The sequence below is a fragment of the Actinomadura geliboluensis genome, assembly GCF_043197915.1.
GTDB lineage: Bacteria > Actinomycetota > Actinomycetes > Streptosporangiales > Streptosporangiaceae > Spirillospora > Spirillospora geliboluensis.
The window spans coordinates 53,488-72,395 of sequence record NZ_JBICUA010000014.1 but is presented as its reverse complement, the minus strand read 5'-3'; the positions used below and the strand labels follow the sequence as shown (position 1 = coordinate 72,395).

The window sequence follows — 18,908 nt, the reverse complement described above, 5'->3', positions numbered from 1 at the left end:
TTGCAGAACCGGAGCACGATGAGCGTCACCCTGAAGGACGTGGCCGCCGCCGCCGGCGTGTCCCGCAGCACCGCCTCCCGGGCGCTGAGCGGCTCGTCCTTGATCGCCGCCGAGACCCGGGCCCTGGTCGAGGACGCCGCCCGGCGGCTGGGCTACCGGCCGAACCGTGCCGCCAGTTCGCTGCGGTCCCGGCAGTCGCGCCTGATCGGGCTCGTCGTCGGCAACCTGGTGAACGCCTCGTTCCACACCATCGCCGAGGTCGTCCAGCGCCGCGCCGCCGCCGAGGACTACCAGATGATGCTCTACATCACCGACGCGGACCCGCGCCGCGAGGAGACCATCCTCAAGACGCTCGGCGAGCACGGCGTGGACGGCCTCATCCTGATCGGCACGGGGTCGAACGCCGCAGCCTCCAACGCCTTACTGGCGAGCGGCACCGCCGTCGTCAACCTCATCCGCGGCGCGGCCGAGAGCGCCGCCCCGACCGTGCTGGCCGCCGACCGCGACGGAGCGCACGAAGCCACCCGGCACCTGCTCGACCTGGGCCACCGCCACATCGGCTACATCGGCGGCCCCTCGGACACGAACTCCGGCCAGGAACGGTTCGCGGGCTACGAGCAGGCCCTGCGCGAGCGCGGGCTGCCCGTGGACGAGCGGCTGATCGAGCGCGGCCCGTTCGAGCCGGCCTTCGGCTCCGACGCGACCGGCCGGCTGCTGCGCCGCGTCCCGGAGATGACCGCGCTGCTCGCGGCCAACCACGAAGCCGTCTTCGGGGTCCTGCCGGCCCTCGTCGCCGCCGGCGTCGGCGTCCCCGACGACCTGTCCCTCATCTGCTACGAGGACATCAGCTGGCTGCGCTGGTGGCACCCTCCCGTCACCGTCGTCGACAACGGGGCCCGGGAGCTGGGCGAACTCGCCATGGACCTGCTCCTCCAGCAACTGGAGCGCCACCGCGACAAGCTCCCCTCCACCAGGAACGGCCGCACCTACCGCGTCGGCGCCCAACTCATCCAACGCGGCTCCTGCGCCCCACCACGAGACCGCCGAACCTCCGAAAACCCGCCCCCGGCCTAACGTCCGGTCGGCGGCGTCGTTGCCGTTGAGATTCCCGTGCCCGTGCGTGGGCGGCCCCCGCCGTCCACGCTGCTCGGTGCACGCGTTTTCCCACGCCGGGCAGGCGATCCCAGCGAGTGTTGGGCTTCCTTCAGCCTGACCAGCCACGTCCTATATCCACCACCCGCCGCTACGGGCACCGATCTGCGTGGAGCTAAGTGCTGCCGTGCGGAGGCGAAGGCGGCCTGCCATGCAGGTCGCCGTCTTTGTCGTGGTCTAGGCGCACCAATAGACACCCCCGGGGGTATTTGGCGAATCGTCCGTCCGTCGGTTACCTTGGGCCCGTGGATACCCCAGGGGGTATCTGACGTGGCCTGTTGGCCGCGTCCTGGTTCGAGTTGAAAGAGGCCCGATGAACGACATGCCCACGCGACTGGACGCCGCGAGCCTGCGCGCCCGGCTGGACGGCCCCACGCCGCCCCGCCTGCTCGACGTGCGCACGCCGGGCGAATTCGCCACGGCGCACATCCCCGGCTCCTACAACGTGCCGCTCGACATGCTCCGGGAGCACCGCGACGAACTGTGTCGCCACCTGGACGAGGACGTCGTGCTGATCTGCCGCTCCGGCGTCCGCGCCGGGCAGGGCGAGCAGGCGCTGGCCGAGGCGGGCCTGCGCAACACCCGCGTGCTGGAAGGCGGGATCACGGCTTGGGAGGCGGCCGGGGCACCCCTCAACAGGGACGGGCGCAACCGCTGGGACCTGGAGCGCCAGGTCCGGTTCGTCGCCGGGACGATCGTGCTGGCGGCCGTGGTGGGCAGCGTGGCCGTGCCCGGCCTGAAGTGGGTGGCGGCCTTCATCGGCGGCGGCCTGACGTTCGCGGCGCTCACCAACACCTGCGCCATGGGGATGCTGCTGGCGAAGCTCCCCTTCAACCGCGGCGCGAGCTGCGACGTCGGCACGATCAGCGCCCAATTGGCGAAGGAGGGGCGACCGGCATGACCCTCGCGCTCACACTCGCCGCGGCAGTGCTGATCGGGGTCACGCTGGGGGTGTTCGGCGGGGGCGGTTCGATCCTCACCACCCCGGTGCTGATCTACCTGGCCGGGGTCGACGCCAAGCAGGCGATCGCCATGTCGCTGTTCGTCGTGGGCGTGACGAGCGTGGTGGGAGCCGTCCCGCACGCGCGGGCCGGGCGGATCCGGTGGCGCACCGGCCTGCTGTTCGGCTCCGCGGGCATGGCCGGCGCCTACGCGGGAGGCAGGCTCGCCGCGTTCATCCCCGCGAACGTGCTGCTGATCGCCTTCGGGATCATGATGACCGTCACGGCCGGCGCGATGCTCCGCGGCCGGAAGGAGCCCGAACCCGGCCACCGCGCCGGGAACATGCCGCTCGCCAAGATCCTCGTGGAGGGCGCGGCCGTCGGCCTGGTCACCGGGCTGGTCGGCGCGGGCGGCGGCTTCCTGGTGGTGCCCGCCCTCGCCCTGCTCGGCGGGCTGCCGATGCCGATCGCCGTCGGCACCTCCCTGCTGGTCATCGCGATGAAGTCCTTCGCGGGACTCGCGGGCTACCTGCAGAGCGTGCACATCGACTGGACGCTCGCCCTCTCGGTCACCGCGCTCGCGGCCGTCGGAGGACTGCTCGGCTCCCGGCTCGCCGGAAAGGTCGATCCCGAGCGGCTGCGCAAGGCCTTCGGCTGGTTCGTCCTGGTGATGTCCGTGTTCGTCGTCGCGCAGGAGCTCCCCGCCCAGGCCCGGCCGATCTTCCTGGCGGCCGTCGCCCTCGTCGCCCTCGCCGGGGCGATCACCTTGACCGTCCGGCGGTCCCGGCGCGGGACCGCCGCCCTCCCGACCCCCGACCCGCGGAAGGAAACCGAAGCGATGCAGACGCCGATGTACTTCGCCCAGCACTACCTGGAGTGCCTGTCCCAGGCGTCCTACCTGATCGGCGACAAGCGGACCGGACGCGCCGTCGTCGTCGACCCGCGCCGGGACGTGTCCGAGTACCTCGACGACGCCGAGGCGAACGGCCTTCACATCGAGGGCGTGATCAACACCCACTTCCACGCTGACTTCATCTCCGGCCACCTCGAACTGGCGGCCCGCACCGGGGCGTGGATCGGCTACGGCGCGCGCGCCGAGGCGGAGTTCCCGATCCGCAAGCTGCACGACCGCGAGCGCATCAGCCTCGGCGAGGTGACCCTGGAGATCCTGGAGACCCCGGGGCACACCCCCGAGTCGATCAGCGTCCTGGTCTTCGAGCACTCCGGCGACGCCACACCCTACGGCGTCCTGACCGGCGACGCCCTGTTCATCGGCGACGTCGGCCGCCCCGACCTGCTGGCGTCCATCGGCGTCTCCGCCGACGAGCTCGGCCGGATGCTCTACGACACCGTCCAGCACAAGCTGATGGCGCTGCCCGACCAGACCAGGCTCTTCCCCGCGCACGGTGCCGGTTCGGCCTGCGGCAAGAACCTGTCGAGCGAACTCCAGTCCACCATCGGCGCGCAGCGGCTCAGCAACTACGCCTGCGTGCCCATGGGCGAGCGGGAGTTCGTCGACATCGTCACCGAGGGCCAGCCCCCCGCCCCGAACTACTTCGGCTACGACGCGATCCTCAACCGCAAGGAGCGGGAGCTGCTGAAGGTCGAGGAGCACCTGCGGGAACTGCCGCTCGGCGACGTCCTGGCGCGCCGCGACGCCGGCGCGGCCGTCGTCGACGCCCGCGACCCGCAGGAGTTCGCCGCCGGCCACCTCGTCGGCTCGATCAACGTCCCCGCCGACGGCCGGTTCGCCGAGCAGGCCGGCATGCTCATCGAACCCGGGCGGGAGATCGTCGTGATCGCCCCCGAAGACCGGGCGGAGGAGATCATCACCCGCCTCGCCCGGATCGGCCTGGACACGGCGGCGGGTTACCTGGCAGACCCCGAGGACGCCTTCACACGGGCGCCCGAGGGGAGCATCGCCCAAGCCGAGCGTGTCACCTTCGCCCAGCTGCGCGACGAGCTCGGGGGCGCCGAGCCGCCGCTGCTCATCGACGTCCGCAACGCCGGCGAACTCGCGGACGGCAGGATCGAGGGGGCGGTCAACATCCCGCTGGCAGAGCTGCCCAGCCGCTTGGACGCGATTCCCGCCGACCGGCGGATCGTCGTCCACTGCGCGGGCGGCGCCCGCTCCTCGGCCGCCGCGAGCCTGCTGCGCCGGTCCGGCCGCACCCGGGTCGCCGACCTGCTCGGCGGCTACGGCGCCTGGGCCGCCGCCCACGCCCCGGCCTGACCGATACCCGCGCGTCCTGCCGGGTCCACCCCGGCAGGACGCCCACTACGGCTCCCACGTGCACAGCCACGTGGGAGCCAACCCTTGCGTCCGGGAAGCCCACACAGCGACAGATCGCCCATGGATTCCGACCGGGACGTCAGCGCGGCCAGTTGGTACAGCCGGCCCAGCGGGACGAGCCGGGCAGGTCAGCGACGGGCGAGCAAGAACGCATCGATGGCCGTGCGCGGGCCGGCATCAGTGGAGACTTCCCGCGTTCTCGGCTCCGCCCGCAGGACCTGGAGACCACGTCCTTCGATGTCCGATGCCGCGTCCTGTGCGGTGTACAGGACGGCGGGGTTCGGGGGTCCGCCGAAACCGTGCGCGAGGTTGTCGCTGTCGTGGGCCACGACGAGCAGCAGCCCGCCGGGCGCGACCGCGTCGGCCGCCGCGCGGAGGGCATCGCGGCGCAGCCGCTCGTCCACCTGGAGGTATGCGACGATCACAAGGTCGGCGCCGTGGCGGGCCGGGGTGTACTCCCGCAGGTCGGCTTCGACCAACTGGACCCGGTCCGCTCGCTCGCCGAGCCGCCGCTCGGCGAGCGAGCGGGCACGGGCGAGCCCGGCGGCGGAGAAGTCGACCGCGGTGACCGTCCAGCCGCGCTCGGCGAGCCAGAGCGCGTTGCGTCCCTCGCCCGCGGCCAGGTCGAGGGCACGGCCCGGCGGCAGATCCGCCGCGACCTCCTCCACCCACCGGTTCGGCCCGGCCGACCAGACCAGTTCACTGCCGGCGTACCGGCGATCCCACTCGGCGCTGTCCATGGCTTCCTCCTCGACCGGCCTTGGACGCGGACCGAGGGCTCAGCCGCGTCAGGCGAGCGTCAGGAACAGTCTCTCCAACTGGGCCCGGTCGAGCTCGGCCTGCTGCGATCCCGCGTCCTCCTCGCGTGCCGCGCACTGTTCGAGGCCGGTTGCGATGATCTTGAAGCCCGCGCGGTCGAGCGCCCGTGAGGCGGCGGCGAGCTGGTTGATCAGGTCGGCGCAGTCGCGGCCTTCCTCGATCATCTTGATGACGCCGCCGATCTGCCCCTGCGCGCGCCGGAGCCGCACGGCGACCCCGGCCAAGGACTCCTTGTCCAGTTCCATCGTCGCCGCCTCCCTTCTCAGGCGCTGTGCTTGTGCTGGTGCTCGGCGGCGTGGCGGCGCACCTCGTCCATGTCCACGGCCCGGGCCTCCTCGATCAGCTTCTCCAGGTCCGGCTCGCGAAGCGCGCCGGGCTGGGCGTACAGCACGACCCTGTCGCGGATGATCATCAGGGTCGGGATCGAGGAGATCTGGAAGGCGGCGGCCAGCTCCTGCTGGGCTTCGGTGTCGACCTTGCCGAACACGATGTCGGCGTGCTCGTCGGAGACCCGCTCGTAGACGGGTGCGAAGAAGCGGCAGGGCCCGCACCAGCCGGCCCAGAAGTCGATGAGGACCATGTCGTCGCCGGCGAGCACGTCCTCGAAGTTCTCGCGCGTCAGTTCGATCGTGGCCATCGCAGCCCCCTCTTACGGTTCGAAATACCCCTACGGGTATGAGAACAACCACTGGCCGTGGTCGATTCCAGGCGACTACATACGGGTAGGGGTACCACGTGCAGGCCGTCGATGACGAAAGGACGAACTTATGGATTACGGCATGAGCATCAGACTGCACCAGCCGTTCGCCGAGGCCGTCGAACGGGTCAGGGCGGCGCTGAGCGAACAGGGCTTCGGCGTGCTCACCGAGATCGACGTGCGCGCCACGCTGCAGGACAAGCTCGGCGAGACGATGGAGGACTACCTGATCCTCGGCGCCTGCAACCCGCCGCTCGCCCACCGGGCACTGGAGGCCGACCGGCGGATCGGCCTGCTGCTGCCCTGCAATGTCGTCGTCCGGTCCGAAGACGGCGACACCCTCGTCGAAGCGCTGGACCCCCAGGTCATGGTCACGGTGAGCGAAGAGCCCGGCCTCGAACCGGTCGCCGAGGACGCCGCCGGGAGGCTCACCGCGGCGTTGGAGTCCCTGAGCCGCTGAGGACGGCAGCCTGCGGCACGTGCGGCGACGGGTTGTCAGGTCGTCCAGGTCTCCAGGGCGAGCAGATCGCGCATCGACACCATGCCGACCACGCGGCCCTGGTCCTGGACCGGCAGGTGGCGGACCCCCGCGTCCAGCATCCGGCGGGCGACCTCGCGCGCGTCCTCCTCCAGCCCGGCGGTCTGGATCTGCTTCGACGCGTACGCCGCGGCCAACTGCGAGGCCGGTTCGGGCGAGGTCGCCAGCGCCTCGACGAGGTCGCGCTCGGTGATGATCCCGAGCACCTGCTCGCCGTCGAGCACCGCCAGGGCCCCGATCTCGTTGTCCCTCATCCATCGCGCCACGTCGACCAGTCGCTCATCCGCCGGGCAGCCGAAGACCATCGGACGGTAAACATTACTGATCTGCATTGTCCCCCCATTGCATTGATCGAATTCAGCCCGTTCGAGCTTCGGCCGATTTGGACGGCCTGGGCCCCGCTCGTGCGGGTGCGCCTTTTCATTGCTCGTCCTGCCCCGGAAAGCCGCAGGCATGACGGCTACAAGGAGGGCAGACGGTCCGTGGCCGGTGCCTGCAGGACACGGTCGATCAACAAGTGCAGGTGTGAGCGGAACCGCGTGATCTCCTTCGAGTCAAGGGTGTCGCGGTGGCCGTGCGGCAGCGAGGTGGTGCCGCGCCACGGCGTGGGCTTATCGCCGTGGTTGGGCACGCCGTAGGTGACGAACCCGGTCATCGCCCACACCAAGGTCCACAGCATGTAATCGACGTCGACGCCCCGGGACGCCAGTGGCCGCAGGGCGTTGCCGACCAGGTCGGTCAGCGGCCGCTCGTATTCGGACTCCAAGTCCGCGCTACCGGCCGCGTCCCCCACCCACCGGTGCAGCCACAGCCGGGCCACGTGGGGATGGGCAAGATGAAAGTCCAGGTAGGTGTCGGCGAAATCACGGAGTCCCTCCACGGTCAGGCGCATGGACTCGACCGCGTCCTCCAGCATCTCCCGCTCGATGAGGTGCGCACGCCGCATCACCTCGTGATAGAGCTCCAGCGTGCCACCGGTTTGATGCAGCAGTGCGGCGGTGTCCACGCCGGCGGCCTCGGCGATCATGCCGCCGGTCGTGCCGTCGAATCCGAGGTCGGCGAACAGCCGGGTCGCGACCTGAATGATCCGCTCTCGTTCAGAACCCGCACCTGCGTTCATATCGACGCCCTATACCCGCCAGCATGGGCACTGCACCCGTTGAGCCAGTACTCCCGCACGGGTGCGCGACCATGCGATTGAGAAGGTCACGGTCTCCATTTGTTTCGGTAATGGCATTTGCGCGGACCCCCTGTCGCCGGGTCAGGCCGAGGGGATGACGGCGACCGGGCAGCGGGCGTGGTGGATGACGCCGTGGGCGATCGAGCCGAGCCGGGGCGCGGTCCAGCGGCGCTGGTGGGCGCCGACGACGAGAAGGCGCGCGTTGCGGGACGCGTTGGACAGCGCGGTCACCGGGTGCTCCAGGATGATCTCGTCCACGACGTCCACGCGCGGATACTTGGCGCGCAGCGGCCCGCAGGTCTGGACGACCTCGGCGCGCAGGTCCCGTTCGATCTGCTCGCCGTCGACGGCATAGCCGGCCTCGATGAGGGTGCCGAACGTCTGCCAGGCGTGCACGACGCGCAGCCGGGCGTCCCGCAGCGCGGCGGTCTCGAAGGCGTAGTCGAGGACGGCGCCGACGTCCCGCAGGAGGTCGATGCCGACGACGACCTCGCCGCGGTCGGCGGCGTCCCCGTGCACGATCACGACCGGGACGGTGGGGCGCGCGGCCATGCGCAGGCTCGTGGAGCCGAGGAGCATGCCGGCGAACCCGCCGCGGCCCCGGCTGCCGAGCACCAGCTCGAACGCCTTGTCCGACTGGGCGTGCAGGGCCTGCCGGATCTCCTCGGCGACCAGGGCGGTCGTGACCTCCAGGGCGGGCCACTGCTCCTTGACGCGTTCGCGGGTCGCGGTCAGCAGCCGGTGCCCGGCGCGGGTCATCCGTTCGGTGCTCTGGGCCGGCTTGAACAGCGGCGCCTTGTAGGGCCAGCTCTCCAGGGCGTGGACGATGTGCAGGGGGCGTTCGCGCAGGACGGCTTCGGCCGCGGCCCACCGCACGGCGCGGTCCGACTCCTCGGAGCCGTCGATGCCGACGACGATCGGCTCGGACATCGTGTTCTCCTTCGGTTGTCCTTCCCTGTTTCCAGGCTCTTCTCCCGTCGCGCGCCGCCCCAGGGGCGAAGGTCCCCGTCCCGAAGAGTCGCCCGTCCCTGGGAGCCGCGGCTCTGGGTGGGAAGCATGAAGGTTCCGGGCTTCGACGGAACGGCGAGGTGGACATCGAGGTGGACATGCGGACTGGGCTCGCGCGGCACGGCCCCGAGGTGCTTTTCGCGCTGGCCGGTGGCGGGCTGGTGGCGGGCGCCGCCGTCCGCTGGACGGCCGGGGCGCCCGCCGGCGATCTGATCTGGCTGCTGGTGACGGTGCTGGCACTCGTCCCGGCGGTCTGGTGGGTGGTGGCCGGGCTGCTGCACCGCAGGTTCGGCAGCGATGTGATCGCGGTCCTCGCGCTGGCGGGGACGATCGCGGTCGGCGAGGCCCTCGCCGGCGCGGTGATCGCGGTGATGCTGACCGGCGGGCGGCTGCTGGAGGACCGCGCGGGGCGGCGGGCCCGTCGCGACCTGGGTGCGCTGCTGTCGCTCGCGCCCCGCGTCGCGCACCGCCGGACGGACGGCGGCGGCCTGGACACGATCGACGTCGCCGAGGTGCGTCCCGGCGACCGGCTGCTGGTCCGCGCGGGCGAGGTGGTGCCGGTCGACGGGCTGGTGGAGGGCGGGACGGCCGTCCTGGACGAGTCCACGCTCACCGGCGAGGCGCTGCCGGTGGAGCATCCGGCGGGCGGCGAGGTGCGCAGCGGCGCCGTCAATTCGGGGCGGCCCTTCGAACTCCGCGCGACGAACGACGCGGCCTCCAGCACCTACGCGGGGATCGTCCGGCTGACCGAGGAGGCCGCGGCGGAGAGCGCGCCGTTCGTGCGGCTCGCCGACCGGTACTCGGCCCTGTTCATCCCGGTGACGCTGGCAGTGGCCGGGGCGGCGTGGCTGGCCGCCGGGGATCCGGTGCGGGCCGTGGCGGTGCTGGTCGTGGCGACGCCCTGCCCGCTGATCCTGGCCGCGCCGATCGCGTTCGTGTCCGGCCTGTCGCGCTGCGCGCGGCGGGGTGTGGTGGTGAAGGGCGGGAGCGCGCTGGAGCGGCTCGCCGGGGCGCGGGTGCTGCTGTTCGACAAGACCGGCACCGTCACCACCGGGCATCCCGCGCTCGCCGAGGTCGTCCCCGCCCGTCCGGCGCCCGCCGGTGATCCGCTGGCCCTGGCGGCCTCGCTCGACCAGGTGTCGCCGCACGTGCTGGCCTCGGCGATCGTGCGGGGCGCTCGTGAACGCGGGCTGCCGCTCGACGCGCCGTCGGACGTCGCCGAGACCGCCGGGCAGGGCGTGCGCGGCGTCGTGGGCGGCCATCGGGTGAGCGTCGGGAAGGCGAGCTGGGCCGGTGAAGCCGACCCGGCCTGGTTGGAGCGGGTACGCCGCCGGGCCGCCGCGCACGGCGCGATCACCGTGTTCGTCGGGGTGGACGGGCGGGTCGCGGCCGTCCTGCTGCTGCGCGACCGGATCCGCCCGGACGCGCCGCGCACCTTCCGCCTGCTGCGCCGGGCCGGCATCGAGCGCACCGTGATGGTGACCGGCGACCGCGCGGACGTCGCGGACTCGATCGGCCGGCTGATCGGCGCGGACACCGTGCACTCCGGCCTCACCCCCGCGGAGAAGGTGGGCGTCGCCCGCGCGGAGAGCGAGCGGGCGGCGACCGTGATGGTCGGGGACGGGGTCAACGACGCGCCCGCGCTGGCCGCGGCCGGGGTCGGCGTCGCGCTCGGCGCCCGGGGCGCCACGGCGTCGTCGGAGGCGGCGGACGTGGTGATCACGGTGGACCGGCTGGAGCGGCTGGCCGAGACGCTCGCGATCGCGCGGCGCACCCGGTCGGTCGCGCGGCAGAGCGTGGTGGTCGGCATGGGGCTGTCGCTGGCCGCGATGGTCGCCGCGGCGTTCGGTCTGCTGGCTCCGGCGGCGGGCGCGCTGCTCCAGGAGGGCATCGACGTCGCCGCTATCCTCGCCGCGCTGCGCGCTCTCGGCCCGGGGCGCGACCGGGAGCCGCGGCTGCGCGGCGACGCCGCCGAGCTCGTCCGGCGGCTGGACGAGGAGCACCGGGCCCTGTGGCCGCGCATCGACCGGCTGCCCGTCCTGGCGGACACGATCGCTTCCTCCGAAGGGCGGGAGCGGGACGACGCGTTCGAAACGCTGACCGGCTTCCTGACCGACCTCGCCGAACATGAGCGCAAGGACGAGCGGCTGCTCTACCCGGCGGTCGCGAAGGCTCTCGGCGGCGCCGACCCCACCGGCGCTATGAGCCGCGGCCATACCGAGATCGCCGAGCTGACGCGCCGCATCGGCGCCCTCATCACGGAGCTGCGCGCCGCGCCCGCCGCGGGCGAGCCGGTGGCGGATCTGCGCCGGACCGTCCAGGAGCTGTACGCGGTCCTGCGGCTGCATTTCGCGCAGGAGGAGGAGAACTACTTCGTCCTCGCCGACGTCCACGACGCCTCCAGGCCCTGACGCACCGAACCGTCACGCTTCCCCAGGGCCGGTCCGGCGGCGGTTCCAGCGGCGGAGCTCGTCGGTGCCCCAGACGATGAGCGGGAACACGGCGATGATCGCCAGGACGTCCCAGGGCAGGGCGGCGGTGCCGAACAGGTCCTGCAGCGGCGGCAGGTAGATCAGAGCGGCGGCGAACAGCAGCTCGAAGGCGATGCCGGCGAGCAGGAGCGGGTTGGTGGCGAGGCCGACCTCGCGGAGGGACGCGTGATCGGTGCGGGCGGCCATGGCGGTGCCGATCTGGCACGTGACCAGGCCCGCGAACGTCGCCGTCGTGGCGGTCAGGTAGGCGTGGTGCAGGGCGGCGCCCTTGCCGGTGGGATCGCCGGGGTGCCAGCCGGCGCGCCACAGGACGTAGAAGAACACGAGCATGACCAGGGCGGCGGAGACCAGGCCCAGGTAGCCCCAGGCGCGGATCAGCATGTCGCGGGAGATGACGCCCTGGGACGACGGGCGCGGCGGGCGGTTCATGATGCCGGGCTCGGCGGGTTCGCGGCCGAGCGCGAGCGCGGGCAGCGTCTCGGTGCCGAGGTCGATCGCGAGGATCTGCAGGACGGTGAGCGGGAGGGGCACCAGGCCGCCGCTCAGCGCGAACACCAGGAACGGCACGATCTCCGGGACGGCGTGCGCGAAGATGTACAGGATGAACTTGCGGACGTTGTCGTAGACGCGGCGCCCGGATTCGATCGCGGTGACGATGGTCGCGAAGTTGTCGTCGGTCAGCACCATGGTGGACGCCTCGCGGGCCACGTCGGTGCCCGAACGCCCCATCGCCACGCCGATGTGGGCCTGGTGCAGGGCCGGCGCGTCGTTGGCGCCGTCCCCGGTCATCGCCACCACCCGGCCGTGGGCGCGCAGCGCGTCGGCGACCTTCAGCTTGGTCTCCGGGGACGAGCGGGCGAAGACGATCTCGGCGTCGCCGGTCAGCAGCTCGTCCAGCGCGTCGTCGTGGACCTCCTCGGATTCGGCGACGACCCGCAGGCGCGGGACGCCGATGCCGACCTCGGCGGCGACGGCGGCGGCCGTGGCGCCGTTGTCGCCGGTCACGATGTGGACGCGCAGCCCGGCGTCGTGGCAGCGGCGGACGGCGCCGGCGACCTGCGGGCGCGGCGGATCGTACAGCCCGACCAGGCCGAGGAGGCGCAGCCCGGTCTCGGCCTCCTCCCGGCGCTCGGGCGCCTCGCCGCCGGCCGGCAGCTCCCGGACGGCCACCGCCAGCACCCGCAGCCCGCGCCGCGCGAGGTCGTCCACGATGGCCATGACCGCGGCGCGGTCGGCACCGGTGGTGCGGGCCAGGACGGCTTCGGGCGCGCCCTTGACGTAGACGGTGAGGTGGTCGCCGTGCTGCCCGACCGTGGACATCAGCCGCAGCCGCGCGTCGAACCGGAAGATCGCGCGGCGCCGGTCGTCGCGGGCGGCCGGCAGCGCGGCGGCGTCGGTCCCAGCCCCCTCGACCAGGGCGATCTCGGTCGGGTCGCCCTGCAGGCCGCCGCTCTCGGCGACGGAGACCGTGGTGCATTCGGTCATCGCCTCCGCGAGTGCCCGGGGCGGAGCCGCGGTGGTGACGATCCCGGTCTCCGGGGTCCAGTGGGCCTGGAGGCGCATCCGGTTCTGGGTGAGGGTGCCGGTCTTGTCGGTGCAGATGACGTTGGTGGAGCCGAGCGTCTCCACCGCGCTGAGCCGCTTGACTACCGCGCCCTGCTTCGCCAGGACGCGGACGCCGACCGCCAGCGCGAGCGTGATGGTCGGCAGGAGCCCTTCGGGGACGTTGGCGACCAGCAGGCCGATGGCGAACATCAGCGCGTCCCTGAGCGGCAGCCCGACCAGCGCGCCGATCAGCAGGAACACCGCGCCCATGCCGACCGCGACCGCCGCGATCAGCCAGGCGACCTTCTTGACCTGCACCTCCAGCGGGCTGTCGCGGCGGGGCGCGCGCTGGCTGAGGGCGGCGATGCGGCCGAGTTCGGTGTGCCCGCCGGTCGCGAAGACGATCGCCCGCGCCTCGCCGCCGGTGCAGGTCGTCCCGGAGAACACCAGGTTCGGTTCGCGCAGCAGCGGGGCGCCCTCCCGCGCGGGGGCGGCGACCCGCTCCACCGGCGCCGACTCGCCGGTCAGCATCGACAGGTCGACCTCCACCGCCCCGTCGGTCAGCCGCGCGTCGGCGGGGATCTTGTCGCCCTCCGCCAGCACGATCAGGTCGCCCGGCACCAGCGCGGCGGCCTCGACGGCCTGCCTGCGTCCGTCCCGGACGACGTGGGCCTGCTCGGGCAGGTAGGCCGCCAGCGCCTCCACGGCGCGTTCGGCCTGGTGCTCCTGCAGCAGCGCGAAGACGGCGTTGATCAGGATGACCGCGAGGATCGCCCAGCCCAGCACCGCCATCCCGGCGATGAACGCCAGCGCGCCGGCGCCCCACAGCAGCAGCGCCAGCGGATGGGCCAGCTGGCCCGTCAGCAGCCGCACCAGGGACCGCTTCTCCCGGCGCCGCACCTGGTTGGGCCCGTAGACCGCCAGCCGCCTGGCCGCCTCGCGCGCGGACAGGCCCCGGTCTCCGGTGCCCAGTTCCCTGCGCAGCAGCGGCAGGGGTTCCCGCGGATCGGCGCTCGGCTCGGCCTGGCCGGTCGCGGTGCCCGCGTGGTGTCGTCTGGCGGGCATGGCTCAGCGGTGACGTCGCGGGTCGGAAGCGAAGACCACCACTGTTCCGCACACCTCGTCCTGGACGGCGCCGCGCGGCACTTCGACGCCCTGATCCGCCATGGCCTGGACGAACATGCCCTCCAGATCCCCGTCGAATCGCTCGGCCCGGGGCCGCAGCGGCGGTTCCAGGCTCGCCACGTCCACGCGCTGCCGGCGCTCGGCGACCTTGTTCATGTCTCCAGCGTCCGGCGGGGCGGGTCGCGGATCAGTGCTCCAAGGTCACCGGCGGCCGGGACGATGGTCCTTCGGCCGGCTCCGCTCACCGGCCCGCGGCCGGGAGTGTGACGCGGAAGTCCGTGTGGCCGGTGTCGGCGAGTTCGGCGCGTCCGCCGTGCGCGGCGGCCACCGCCTGGACGATCGCCAGCCCCAGGCCCGTGCCGCCCGCGGTGCGGGCGCGGCCGGGGTCGGCGCGGACGAACCGGTCGAAGATCTCGTCCCGCAGGTCGGGCGGGATGCCGGGGCCGTCGTCCTCCACGTCGAGGACGACGCTCTCGCCGCGCACCGCGAGCCGGACGGTGACGTGGGTGCCGGGCGGCGTGTGGGTGCGGGCGTTGGCGAGCAGGTTCGCGATCAGCTGGTGGAGGCGCCGGTCGTCGCCGGTGACGGTCACCGGTTCCTCGGGGAGCACCAGCTCCCAGCGGTGGTCCGGGCCGGCGGCGCGGGCGTCGGCGGTGGCGTCCAGGACGAGGCGGGTGAGGTCGGCCGGACGGGCTTCCAGCGGGCGGCCGGCGTCCAGGCGCGCGAGCAGGAGCAGGTCGTCGACCAGCTCGGACATGCGCAGCGACTCGGCCTCGATGCGTCCGAGCGCGTGCCGCACGTCCGCCGGGACGGGCTCGGGCGTGCGCAGCGCCAGTTCGGCGTGCCCGCGGATGGCGGCGACGGGCGTGCGCAGCTCGTGGCTGGCGTCGGCGGCGAACCGGCGCAGCCGCTCCTCGCTCGCGTGCCTGCGCGCCAGCGCGGTCTCGACGTGGCCGAGCATCCGGTTCAGCGCCGCACCGACCTGCCCGACCTCGGTGCGGGGGTCGGTGTCGGGGACCCGCTCCGGCACCGCCACCTCGCCGCTGGCCAGCGGCAGCTCGGTCACCCGGGACGCGGTGGCGGCGACCCGGCGCAGCGGGCGCAGCGCCAGCCGCACCCAGGCCGCCGCCGCGATCCCGGCGGCGGCGAGCACGGCCGCGAAGACGGCGGCCTCCACCAGGACCAGCCGGTGCAGGGTCTCCTCGGCGGGATGCAGCGGCAGCCCGGTGACGAGCACGTCGCCGTCGTCGCCGCGCACCGCCGCCACCCGGTACTCCTCCAGCGCCGACAGGGACAGCGAGCGGCCGCGGCCGCCGGGCGGGAGGGCGGCCAGCGCGCGCCGGTCGGCGGCGGTGAGCGGAACCGGCTCGACGGCGTCGCCGCGGACGACCACGGCCTGCGTCACCGAGCCGCCGAACAGCCGGGCGCCGAAGGTCCCCGGCGCCTGCCCGCGGGTGTCCGGGCCGTTGTCGTCGTCCGGGCGCCGCTCGTGCTCCAGGCTCGCCGGGAACCTGCCGCCGGACGCGGCCAGCTGCTCGTCCAGCCGGCCGACGAGGAACCGGTCGAGCGCCACCGCGGTGGCGATCCCGACGGCGAGGCAGCTCAGCGCGAGCAGGACGACCAGCCCGGCGGTGAGCCGGGCCCGCAGCGTGCGCGGGCCCCTCACGGGGCCGCCGGCCGCAGGACGTACCCGACGCCGCGGACGGTGTGGATCATCGGTTCCCGGCCCGCGTCGATCTTCTTGCGCAGGTAGCTGATGTACAGCTCGACGACGTGGGCCTGGCCGCCGAAGTCGTAGTCCCAGACGCGGTCGAGGATCTGCGCCTTGGACAGCACCCGGCGCGGGTTGCGCATCAGGAACCGCAGCAGCTCGAACTCGGTGGGGGTCAGCTCGACGAGCCGCCCGTCGCGGGTCACCTCGCGGGCGTCCTCGTCCAGGGTGAGCCCGCCGACGGTGAGCAGCCGCTCGGCCTCCGTCCGCCGGGCCATGCCGGCGCGGCGCAGCAGCCCGCGCAGCCGTGCCAGGACCTCCTCCAGGCTGAACGGCTTGGTCACGTAGTCGTCGCCGCCCGCGGTGATCCCGGCGATGCGGTCCTCGACGGCGTCGCGCGCGGTCAGGAACAGCACGCACACCTCCGGCGCCTCGGCGCGGAGGCGGTGCAGCACCTCGAGGCCGCCGATGTCGGGGAGCATCACGTCGAGCACGACCGCGTCGGGCCGGAAGTCGCGGGCGGCGGCGACCGCCCCGGCGCCGTCGCCGGCGGTGCGGACGGCCCAGCCCTCGGACGCCAGCACGCGCGACAGCACCTCGGCCAGGTCCGGTTCGTCGTCGACGACCAGGACCCGGACGGGCGTGCCGTCCGCCCGGCGCAGGCTCGCGGCCCCGGATTCGTCCTGTGTCATGGTGCCGCCAGGATCCCTCTCCAACCTCTGAGTTTCCTCTGAAAAGACGCTGAAAGGGGGTCTTCCCCACGCTGTCATAGGGAACTCAGAAATTGCGTAGGCAGGGTGGCCGGCATGACCACGACCAGACCCGACGTCCAGCGGCCCGTCGCCCGGCCTTCGCGGCCGGTATGGCGCGTCCCGTCCTCCTGGCCCCAGGTCCTGATCTATGCCGGGGCCGTCCTGGTGCTCGCGCTGTGGTGGCGGAGCACCGGCTCGGTCACCGGGCTGGACGGCTGGCTGACCGAGGCGGGCCGCGTCACCGGCCTGCTCGCGGGCTACGGATGCGCCGTCCTGCTGGCCCTGATGGCGCGTGTGCCGGCGCTGGAACGGGGCGTCGGCACCGACCGGCTGGCCCGCTGGCACGCGATGGGCGGCCGGTACACCGTCTGGCTCGCCCTGGCGCACGCCCTGCTGATCATCTGGGGGTACGCGGTGACGTCCCGGACGGACGTCGTCCACCAGACGGCGACCGTCGTCCTCGACTATCCCGAGATGCTCAAGGGGACGGCCGGGTTCCTCCTGCTCCTCAGCGTCGGCGTCACCTCGGCGCGGGCGGCGCGGCGCAGGCTGCGGTACGAGACCTGGCACTACCTGCACTTCGCGACCTACCTCGCGATCTTCCTGGCGTTTTCCCACCAGCTCGCCAACGGCGCCCAGTTCGTCGATGACGCCTGGGCGAAGGGCGCCTGGTACACGCTGTACATCGGGGTCGCCGTGCTCCTCGTCTGGTTCCGCTTCCTCACACCGGTCATCCGGGGGCTCCGGCACGGGCTGCGGGTCGCCGCCGTCCGCACCGAGGCGCCGGGCGTCGTCTCCGTCTACATGACCGGACGCGACCTGGGCAGGCTGCGCGCCGAGCCGGGGCAGTTCTTCCGCTGGCGGTTCCTGGCGCCCGGTTTCTGGTGGGCGGCCAATCCGTACTCGCTGTCCGAGCCGCCGCGCGGCCACCGGCTGCGGATCACCGTCAAGGAGGCCGGAGACCACAGCCGCGCGCTGGCCCGCCTCCGCCCCGGCACGCGGGTGTGGGCGGAGGGCCCCTACGGCGGCTTCACCGGCACGCGGCCCCACCACGACCGGGCCCTGCTGCTCGCCGGCGGCGTCGGCGTCACCCCGCTGCGAACCCTGTTCGAAACCCTCCCGGGCGACGTCACCCTCGTCTACCTCGCCCGCCGCCCGGAGGACCTGGCATTGCGGGGAGAACTGGACGCCGTCGCCGCCGCCCGCGGCGCCCGCGTGCACTACTTCGTGGACGAGCCGTCCGAGCACTCGCTCCCGCTGACCGGACGCGCGCTGCGATCGATCGTGCCCGACGTGCGGCACCGCGACGTCTACCTGTGCGGGCCGCCCGGTATGACCGCCGCCGCCCTGCGGGCCCTCCGCCAGGCCGGCGTGCGCCGCCGCCACATCCGCACCGAGTCGTTCGAGTTCTGAGAGGCCCAGCATGCGCCGAGCCACCATCGCCACCGGGACGACCCTCGCGGGCGTCGTCCTGCTGCTGTCGCTGAAACCGCACCACCAGGCGGTCCCGGTGACGCGTCCGCCCTCCCCGGAACCGCCCGCGCCCAGCGGAGTCGCGGCGGCCGCCGCGAACGGGACCTACCGGGGCCAGAGCGTCGACACCGAGTACGGGCCGGTCCAGGTCGAGATCACGATGTCGAAGGGCCGTCTCACCGCCGTCCGGGTCCTGCGCGCCCCGTCCTCGAACGGCCGCGACCGGGAGATCGCGGCCATGGCCCTGCCCCGGCTCACCAAGGAGGCCCTCACGGCCGGGAACGCCCGCATCGACGCGGTCTCCGGAGCGACCTACACCAGCGAGGGGTACATCACGTCCCTGCAGAGCGCCCTGGACCAGGCCCATGCCTGACGCGATCCGCCACGTCGAGCACGTGATGGGGACGGCGGTCACGTTCGACATCCGCTCGGGCTCCTCCCCCGGTGTCACCGAGGCGCTGGCAGAGGCCGTCGCGTGGCTGCACCACGTCGACCACGTGTTCTCCCCGTACCGTCCCGGCAGTCAGGTGTCCCGCCTCGCCGAGGGCCGTCTCACGGTCGGCGAATGCGATGCGGAGGTCGCCGACGTCCTGCACCGCTGCCGCGTGCTGGAGCGCCTCACCAGAGGGGCGTTCACCTGCCGTCCCGGTGGACGGCTCGACCCCAGCGGCCTGGTCAAGGGATGGGCGGTCGAGCGGGCGTCCACGATCCTGTACGAGGCCGGCGTCCTCGACCACTGCGTGAACGGCGGCGGCGACATCCAGGCGCGCGGGGAGGCCGGTCCAGGACGGCCATGGCAGATCGGCCTCACCGATCCCCACCACCGCGACCGGCTCATCGCCGCCGTGACCGGACATGACCTCGCGGTCGCCACCTCCGGCACCACCGAACGCGGCGCCCACATCATCGACCCCCGCACCGGACGCCCCGCCACCGACCTCGCCTCGATCACCCTGGTCGGACGCCACCTGACCGACGTCGACGCCCTCGCCACCGCCGCCTTCGCCATGGGCGGCGCCGCTCGCACCTGGGTGGAGGCGCATCCCGGCATCGAAGCACTGGCCGTGGCCTCGGACGGCTCCACCTGGTGCACATCCGGCTTCGGAGACGTCGCCCTAGCCGTCTCCCAGCCAGGTTCGGGCTTGTAGGACGGCCCGTTCGGAGGTCCCTGCTCGTCGAGGC

18 protein-coding genes are annotated in these 18,908 nt (G+C 73.3%); 8 read left to right on the top strand and 10 right to left on the bottom strand.

Annotation, left to right across the window (positions count from 1 at the left end):
• Nucleotides 1-18 precede the first annotated feature (18 nt).
• The 3 genes from ACGFI1_RS36750 (at nt 19) to ACGFI1_RS36740 (ending at nt 4,326) form a co-directional block, all read left to right on the top strand.
• Complete coding sequence (locus ACGFI1_RS36750; RefSeq protein WP_364549881.1) at nt 19-1,074, top strand: LacI family DNA-binding transcriptional regulator; 1,056 nt, start codon at nt 19-21, stop codon at nt 1,072-1,074.
• 391 nt (nt 1,075-1,465) lie between these two features.
• Nucleotides 1,466-2,053, top strand: coding sequence for a rhodanese-like domain-containing protein (locus tag ACGFI1_RS36745; protein WP_138635604.1), 588 nt, complete (start codon nt 1,466-1,468; stop codon nt 2,051-2,053).
• On the top strand, nt 2,050-4,326 hold the full coding sequence (locus ACGFI1_RS36740; RefSeq protein WP_392792080.1) for a TSUP family transporter: 2,277 nt from the start codon (nt 2,050-2,052) through the stop codon (nt 4,324-4,326). The genes ACGFI1_RS36745 and ACGFI1_RS36740 overlap by 4 nt, the downstream gene beginning before the upstream one ends.
• A 188-nt stretch (nt 4,327-4,514) precedes the next feature.
• Here ACGFI1_RS36740 and ACGFI1_RS36735 read toward each other — a convergent pair whose 3' ends face one another.
• The 3 genes from ACGFI1_RS36735 to trxA are packed head-to-tail and all read right to left on the bottom strand — an operon-like array spanning nt 4,515 to nt 5,842.
• Entirely contained in the window at nt 4,515-5,126 is a 612-nt protein-coding gene (locus ACGFI1_RS36735) for a class I SAM-dependent methyltransferase (RefSeq protein WP_392792077.1), read from the bottom strand.
• Between the two features lie 48 nt (nt 5,127-5,174).
• A complete protein-coding gene (locus ACGFI1_RS36730; protein WP_138635601.1) occupies nt 5,175-5,450 on the bottom strand; it encodes a metal-sensitive transcriptional regulator in 276 nt (91 codons plus the stop codon).
• Between the two features lie 17 nt (nt 5,451-5,467).
• A complete protein-coding gene (gene trxA, locus ACGFI1_RS36725; protein WP_138635600.1) occupies nt 5,468-5,842 on the bottom strand; it encodes a thioredoxin in 375 nt (124 codons plus the stop codon).
• A gap of 142 nt (nt 5,843-5,984) precedes the next feature.
• Between trxA and ACGFI1_RS36720 the strand changes: the two genes are divergently transcribed.
• A complete protein-coding gene (locus tag ACGFI1_RS36720; protein ID WP_364549889.1) occupies nt 5,985-6,362 on the top strand; it encodes a DUF302 domain-containing protein in 378 nt (125 codons plus the stop codon).
• A gap of 35 nt (nt 6,363-6,397) precedes the next feature.
• Here the strand turns inward: ACGFI1_RS36720 and ACGFI1_RS36715 are convergent, their stop codons facing one another.
• The 3 genes from ACGFI1_RS36715 to ACGFI1_RS36705 all read right to left on the bottom strand — a co-directional run bounded on the left by ACGFI1_RS36715 (nt 6,398) and on the right by ACGFI1_RS36705 (nt 8,550).
• Nucleotides 6,398-6,745, bottom strand: a complete 348-nt coding sequence (locus ACGFI1_RS36715; RefSeq protein ID WP_392741667.1) for a CBS domain-containing protein — start codon at nt 6,743-6,745, stop codon at nt 6,398-6,400.
• Nucleotides 6,746-6,900: 155 nt separating this feature from the next.
• Nucleotides 6,901-7,560 carry a TetR/AcrR family transcriptional regulator gene (locus tag ACGFI1_RS36710; RefSeq protein WP_392792072.1) on the bottom strand — a complete coding sequence of 220 codons (660 nt, stop codon included), beginning with the start codon at nt 7,558-7,560 and terminating at the stop codon, nt 6,901-6,903.
• A 141-nt stretch (nt 7,561-7,701) separates the two neighbouring features.
• On the bottom strand, nt 7,702-8,550 hold the full coding sequence (locus ACGFI1_RS36705) for a universal stress protein (protein ID WP_392792071.1): 849 nt from the start codon (nt 8,548-8,550) through the stop codon (nt 7,702-7,704).
• Between the two features lie 176 nt (nt 8,551-8,726).
• Between ACGFI1_RS36705 and ACGFI1_RS36700 the strand changes: the two genes are divergently transcribed.
• Nucleotides 8,727-11,039: a heavy metal translocating P-type ATPase gene (locus ACGFI1_RS36700; protein WP_392792069.1), complete on the top strand. Its 2,313-nt coding sequence runs from the start codon at nt 8,727-8,729 to the stop codon at nt 11,037-11,039.
• Between the two features lie 12 nt (nt 11,040-11,051).
• Here ACGFI1_RS36700 and ACGFI1_RS36695 read toward each other — a convergent pair whose 3' ends face one another.
• From ACGFI1_RS36695 to ACGFI1_RS36680, 4 genes are all read right to left on the bottom strand, one after another.
• A complete protein-coding gene (locus ACGFI1_RS36695) occupies nt 11,052-13,730 on the bottom strand; it encodes a cation-translocating P-type ATPase (protein WP_392792067.1) in 2,679 nt (892 codons plus the stop codon).
• A gap of 3 nt (nt 13,731-13,733) precedes the next feature.
• Nucleotides 13,734-13,946 (bottom strand): hypothetical protein, encoded by a 213-nt coding sequence (locus tag ACGFI1_RS36690; protein ID WP_392792064.1) that lies wholly within the window; start codon nt 13,944-13,946, stop codon nt 13,734-13,736.
• A gap of 85 nt (nt 13,947-14,031) precedes the next feature.
• A complete protein-coding gene (locus ACGFI1_RS36685; protein ID WP_392792062.1) occupies nt 14,032-15,456 on the bottom strand; it encodes a sensor histidine kinase in 1,425 nt (474 codons plus the stop codon).
• Entirely contained in the window at nt 15,453-16,193 is a 741-nt protein-coding gene (locus tag ACGFI1_RS36680; RefSeq protein ID WP_392792060.1) for a response regulator transcription factor, read from the bottom strand. The genes ACGFI1_RS36685 and ACGFI1_RS36680 overlap by 4 nt, the downstream gene beginning before the upstream one ends.
• Before the next feature lie 114 nt (nt 16,194-16,307).
• On the opposite strand from ACGFI1_RS36680, the gene ACGFI1_RS36675 reads away from it, so the two are divergent.
• Genes ACGFI1_RS36675 through ACGFI1_RS36665 form a run of 3 tightly spaced genes read left to right on the top strand, consistent with a single transcriptional unit; the run spans nt 16,308 to nt 18,874 of the window.
• Nucleotides 16,308-17,666 carry a ferredoxin reductase family protein gene (locus ACGFI1_RS36675; RefSeq protein ID WP_392792058.1) on the top strand — a complete coding sequence of 453 codons (1,359 nt, stop codon included), beginning with the start codon at nt 16,308-16,310 and terminating at the stop codon, nt 17,664-17,666.
• Nucleotides 17,667-17,676: 10 nt separating this feature from the next.
• The gene (locus tag ACGFI1_RS36670; RefSeq protein WP_392741386.1) at nt 17,677-18,099 is read left to right on the top strand and encodes an FMN-binding protein; all 423 of its coding nucleotides are present in this window, start codon (nt 17,677-17,679) and stop codon (nt 18,097-18,099) included.
• A complete protein-coding gene (locus tag ACGFI1_RS36665; RefSeq protein WP_392792056.1) occupies nt 18,092-18,874 on the top strand; it encodes an FAD:protein FMN transferase in 783 nt (260 codons plus the stop codon). Before ACGFI1_RS36670 ends, ACGFI1_RS36665 begins: the two co-directional genes overlap by 8 nt.
• The last annotated feature ends 34 nt before the right edge of the window (nt 18,875-18,908 follow it).

Excerpts from the sequence above, each read along its gene's own strand:
- ACGFI1_RS36730 (WP_138635601.1), bottom strand. The coding sequence starts at position 5,450 with ATGGAACTGGACAAGGAGTCCTTGGCCGGGGTCGCCGTGCGGCTCCGG.
- ACGFI1_RS36700 (WP_392792069.1), top strand. The coding sequence starts at position 8,727 with ATGCGGACTGGGCTCGCGCGGCACGGCCCCGAGGTGCTTTTCGCGCTG.
- ACGFI1_RS36665 (WP_392792056.1), top strand. The coding sequence starts at position 18,092 with ATGCCTGACGCGATCCGCCACGTCGAGCACGTGATGGGGACGGCGGTC.
- ACGFI1_RS36735 (WP_392792077.1), bottom strand. The coding sequence starts at position 5,126 with ATGGACAGCGCCGAGTGGGATCGCCGGTACGCCGGCAGTGAACTGGTC.
- ACGFI1_RS36715 (WP_392741667.1), bottom strand. The coding sequence starts at position 6,745 with ATGGTCTTCGGCTGCCCGGCGGATGAGCGACTGGTCGACGTGGCGCGA.
- ACGFI1_RS36695 (WP_392792067.1), bottom strand. The coding sequence starts at position 13,730 with ATGCCCGCCAGACGACACCACGCGGGCACCGCGACCGGCCAGGCCGAG.
- ACGFI1_RS36675 (WP_392792058.1), top strand. The coding sequence starts at position 16,308 with ATGACCACGACCAGACCCGACGTCCAGCGGCCCGTCGCCCGGCCTTCG.
- ACGFI1_RS36740 (WP_392792080.1), top strand. The coding sequence starts at position 2,050 with ATGACCCTCGCGCTCACACTCGCCGCGGCAGTGCTGATCGGGGTCACG.
- ACGFI1_RS36670 (WP_392741386.1), top strand. The coding sequence starts at position 17,677 with ATGCGCCGAGCCACCATCGCCACCGGGACGACCCTCGCGGGCGTCGTC.
- ACGFI1_RS36710 (WP_392792072.1), bottom strand. The coding sequence starts at position 7,560 with ATGAACGCAGGTGCGGGTTCTGAACGAGAGCGGATCATTCAGGTCGCG.
- ACGFI1_RS36680 (WP_392792060.1), bottom strand. The coding sequence starts at position 16,193 with ATGACACAGGACGAATCCGGGGCCGCGAGCCTGCGCCGGGCGGACGGC.
- trxA (WP_138635600.1), bottom strand. The coding sequence starts at position 5,842 with ATGGCCACGATCGAACTGACGCGCGAGAACTTCGAGGACGTGCTCGCC.
- ACGFI1_RS36745 (WP_138635604.1), top strand. The coding sequence starts at position 1,466 with ATGAACGACATGCCCACGCGACTGGACGCCGCGAGCCTGCGCGCCCGG.
- ACGFI1_RS36705 (WP_392792071.1), bottom strand. The coding sequence starts at position 8,550 with ATGTCCGAGCCGATCGTCGTCGGCATCGACGGCTCCGAGGAGTCGGAC.
- ACGFI1_RS36690 (WP_392792064.1), bottom strand. The coding sequence starts at position 13,946 with ATGAACAAGGTCGCCGAGCGCCGGCAGCGCGTGGACGTGGCGAGCCTG.
- ACGFI1_RS36720 (WP_364549889.1), top strand. The coding sequence starts at position 5,985 with ATGAGCATCAGACTGCACCAGCCGTTCGCCGAGGCCGTCGAACGGGTC.
- ACGFI1_RS36750 (WP_364549881.1), top strand. The coding sequence starts at position 19 with ATGAGCGTCACCCTGAAGGACGTGGCCGCCGCCGCCGGCGTGTCCCGC.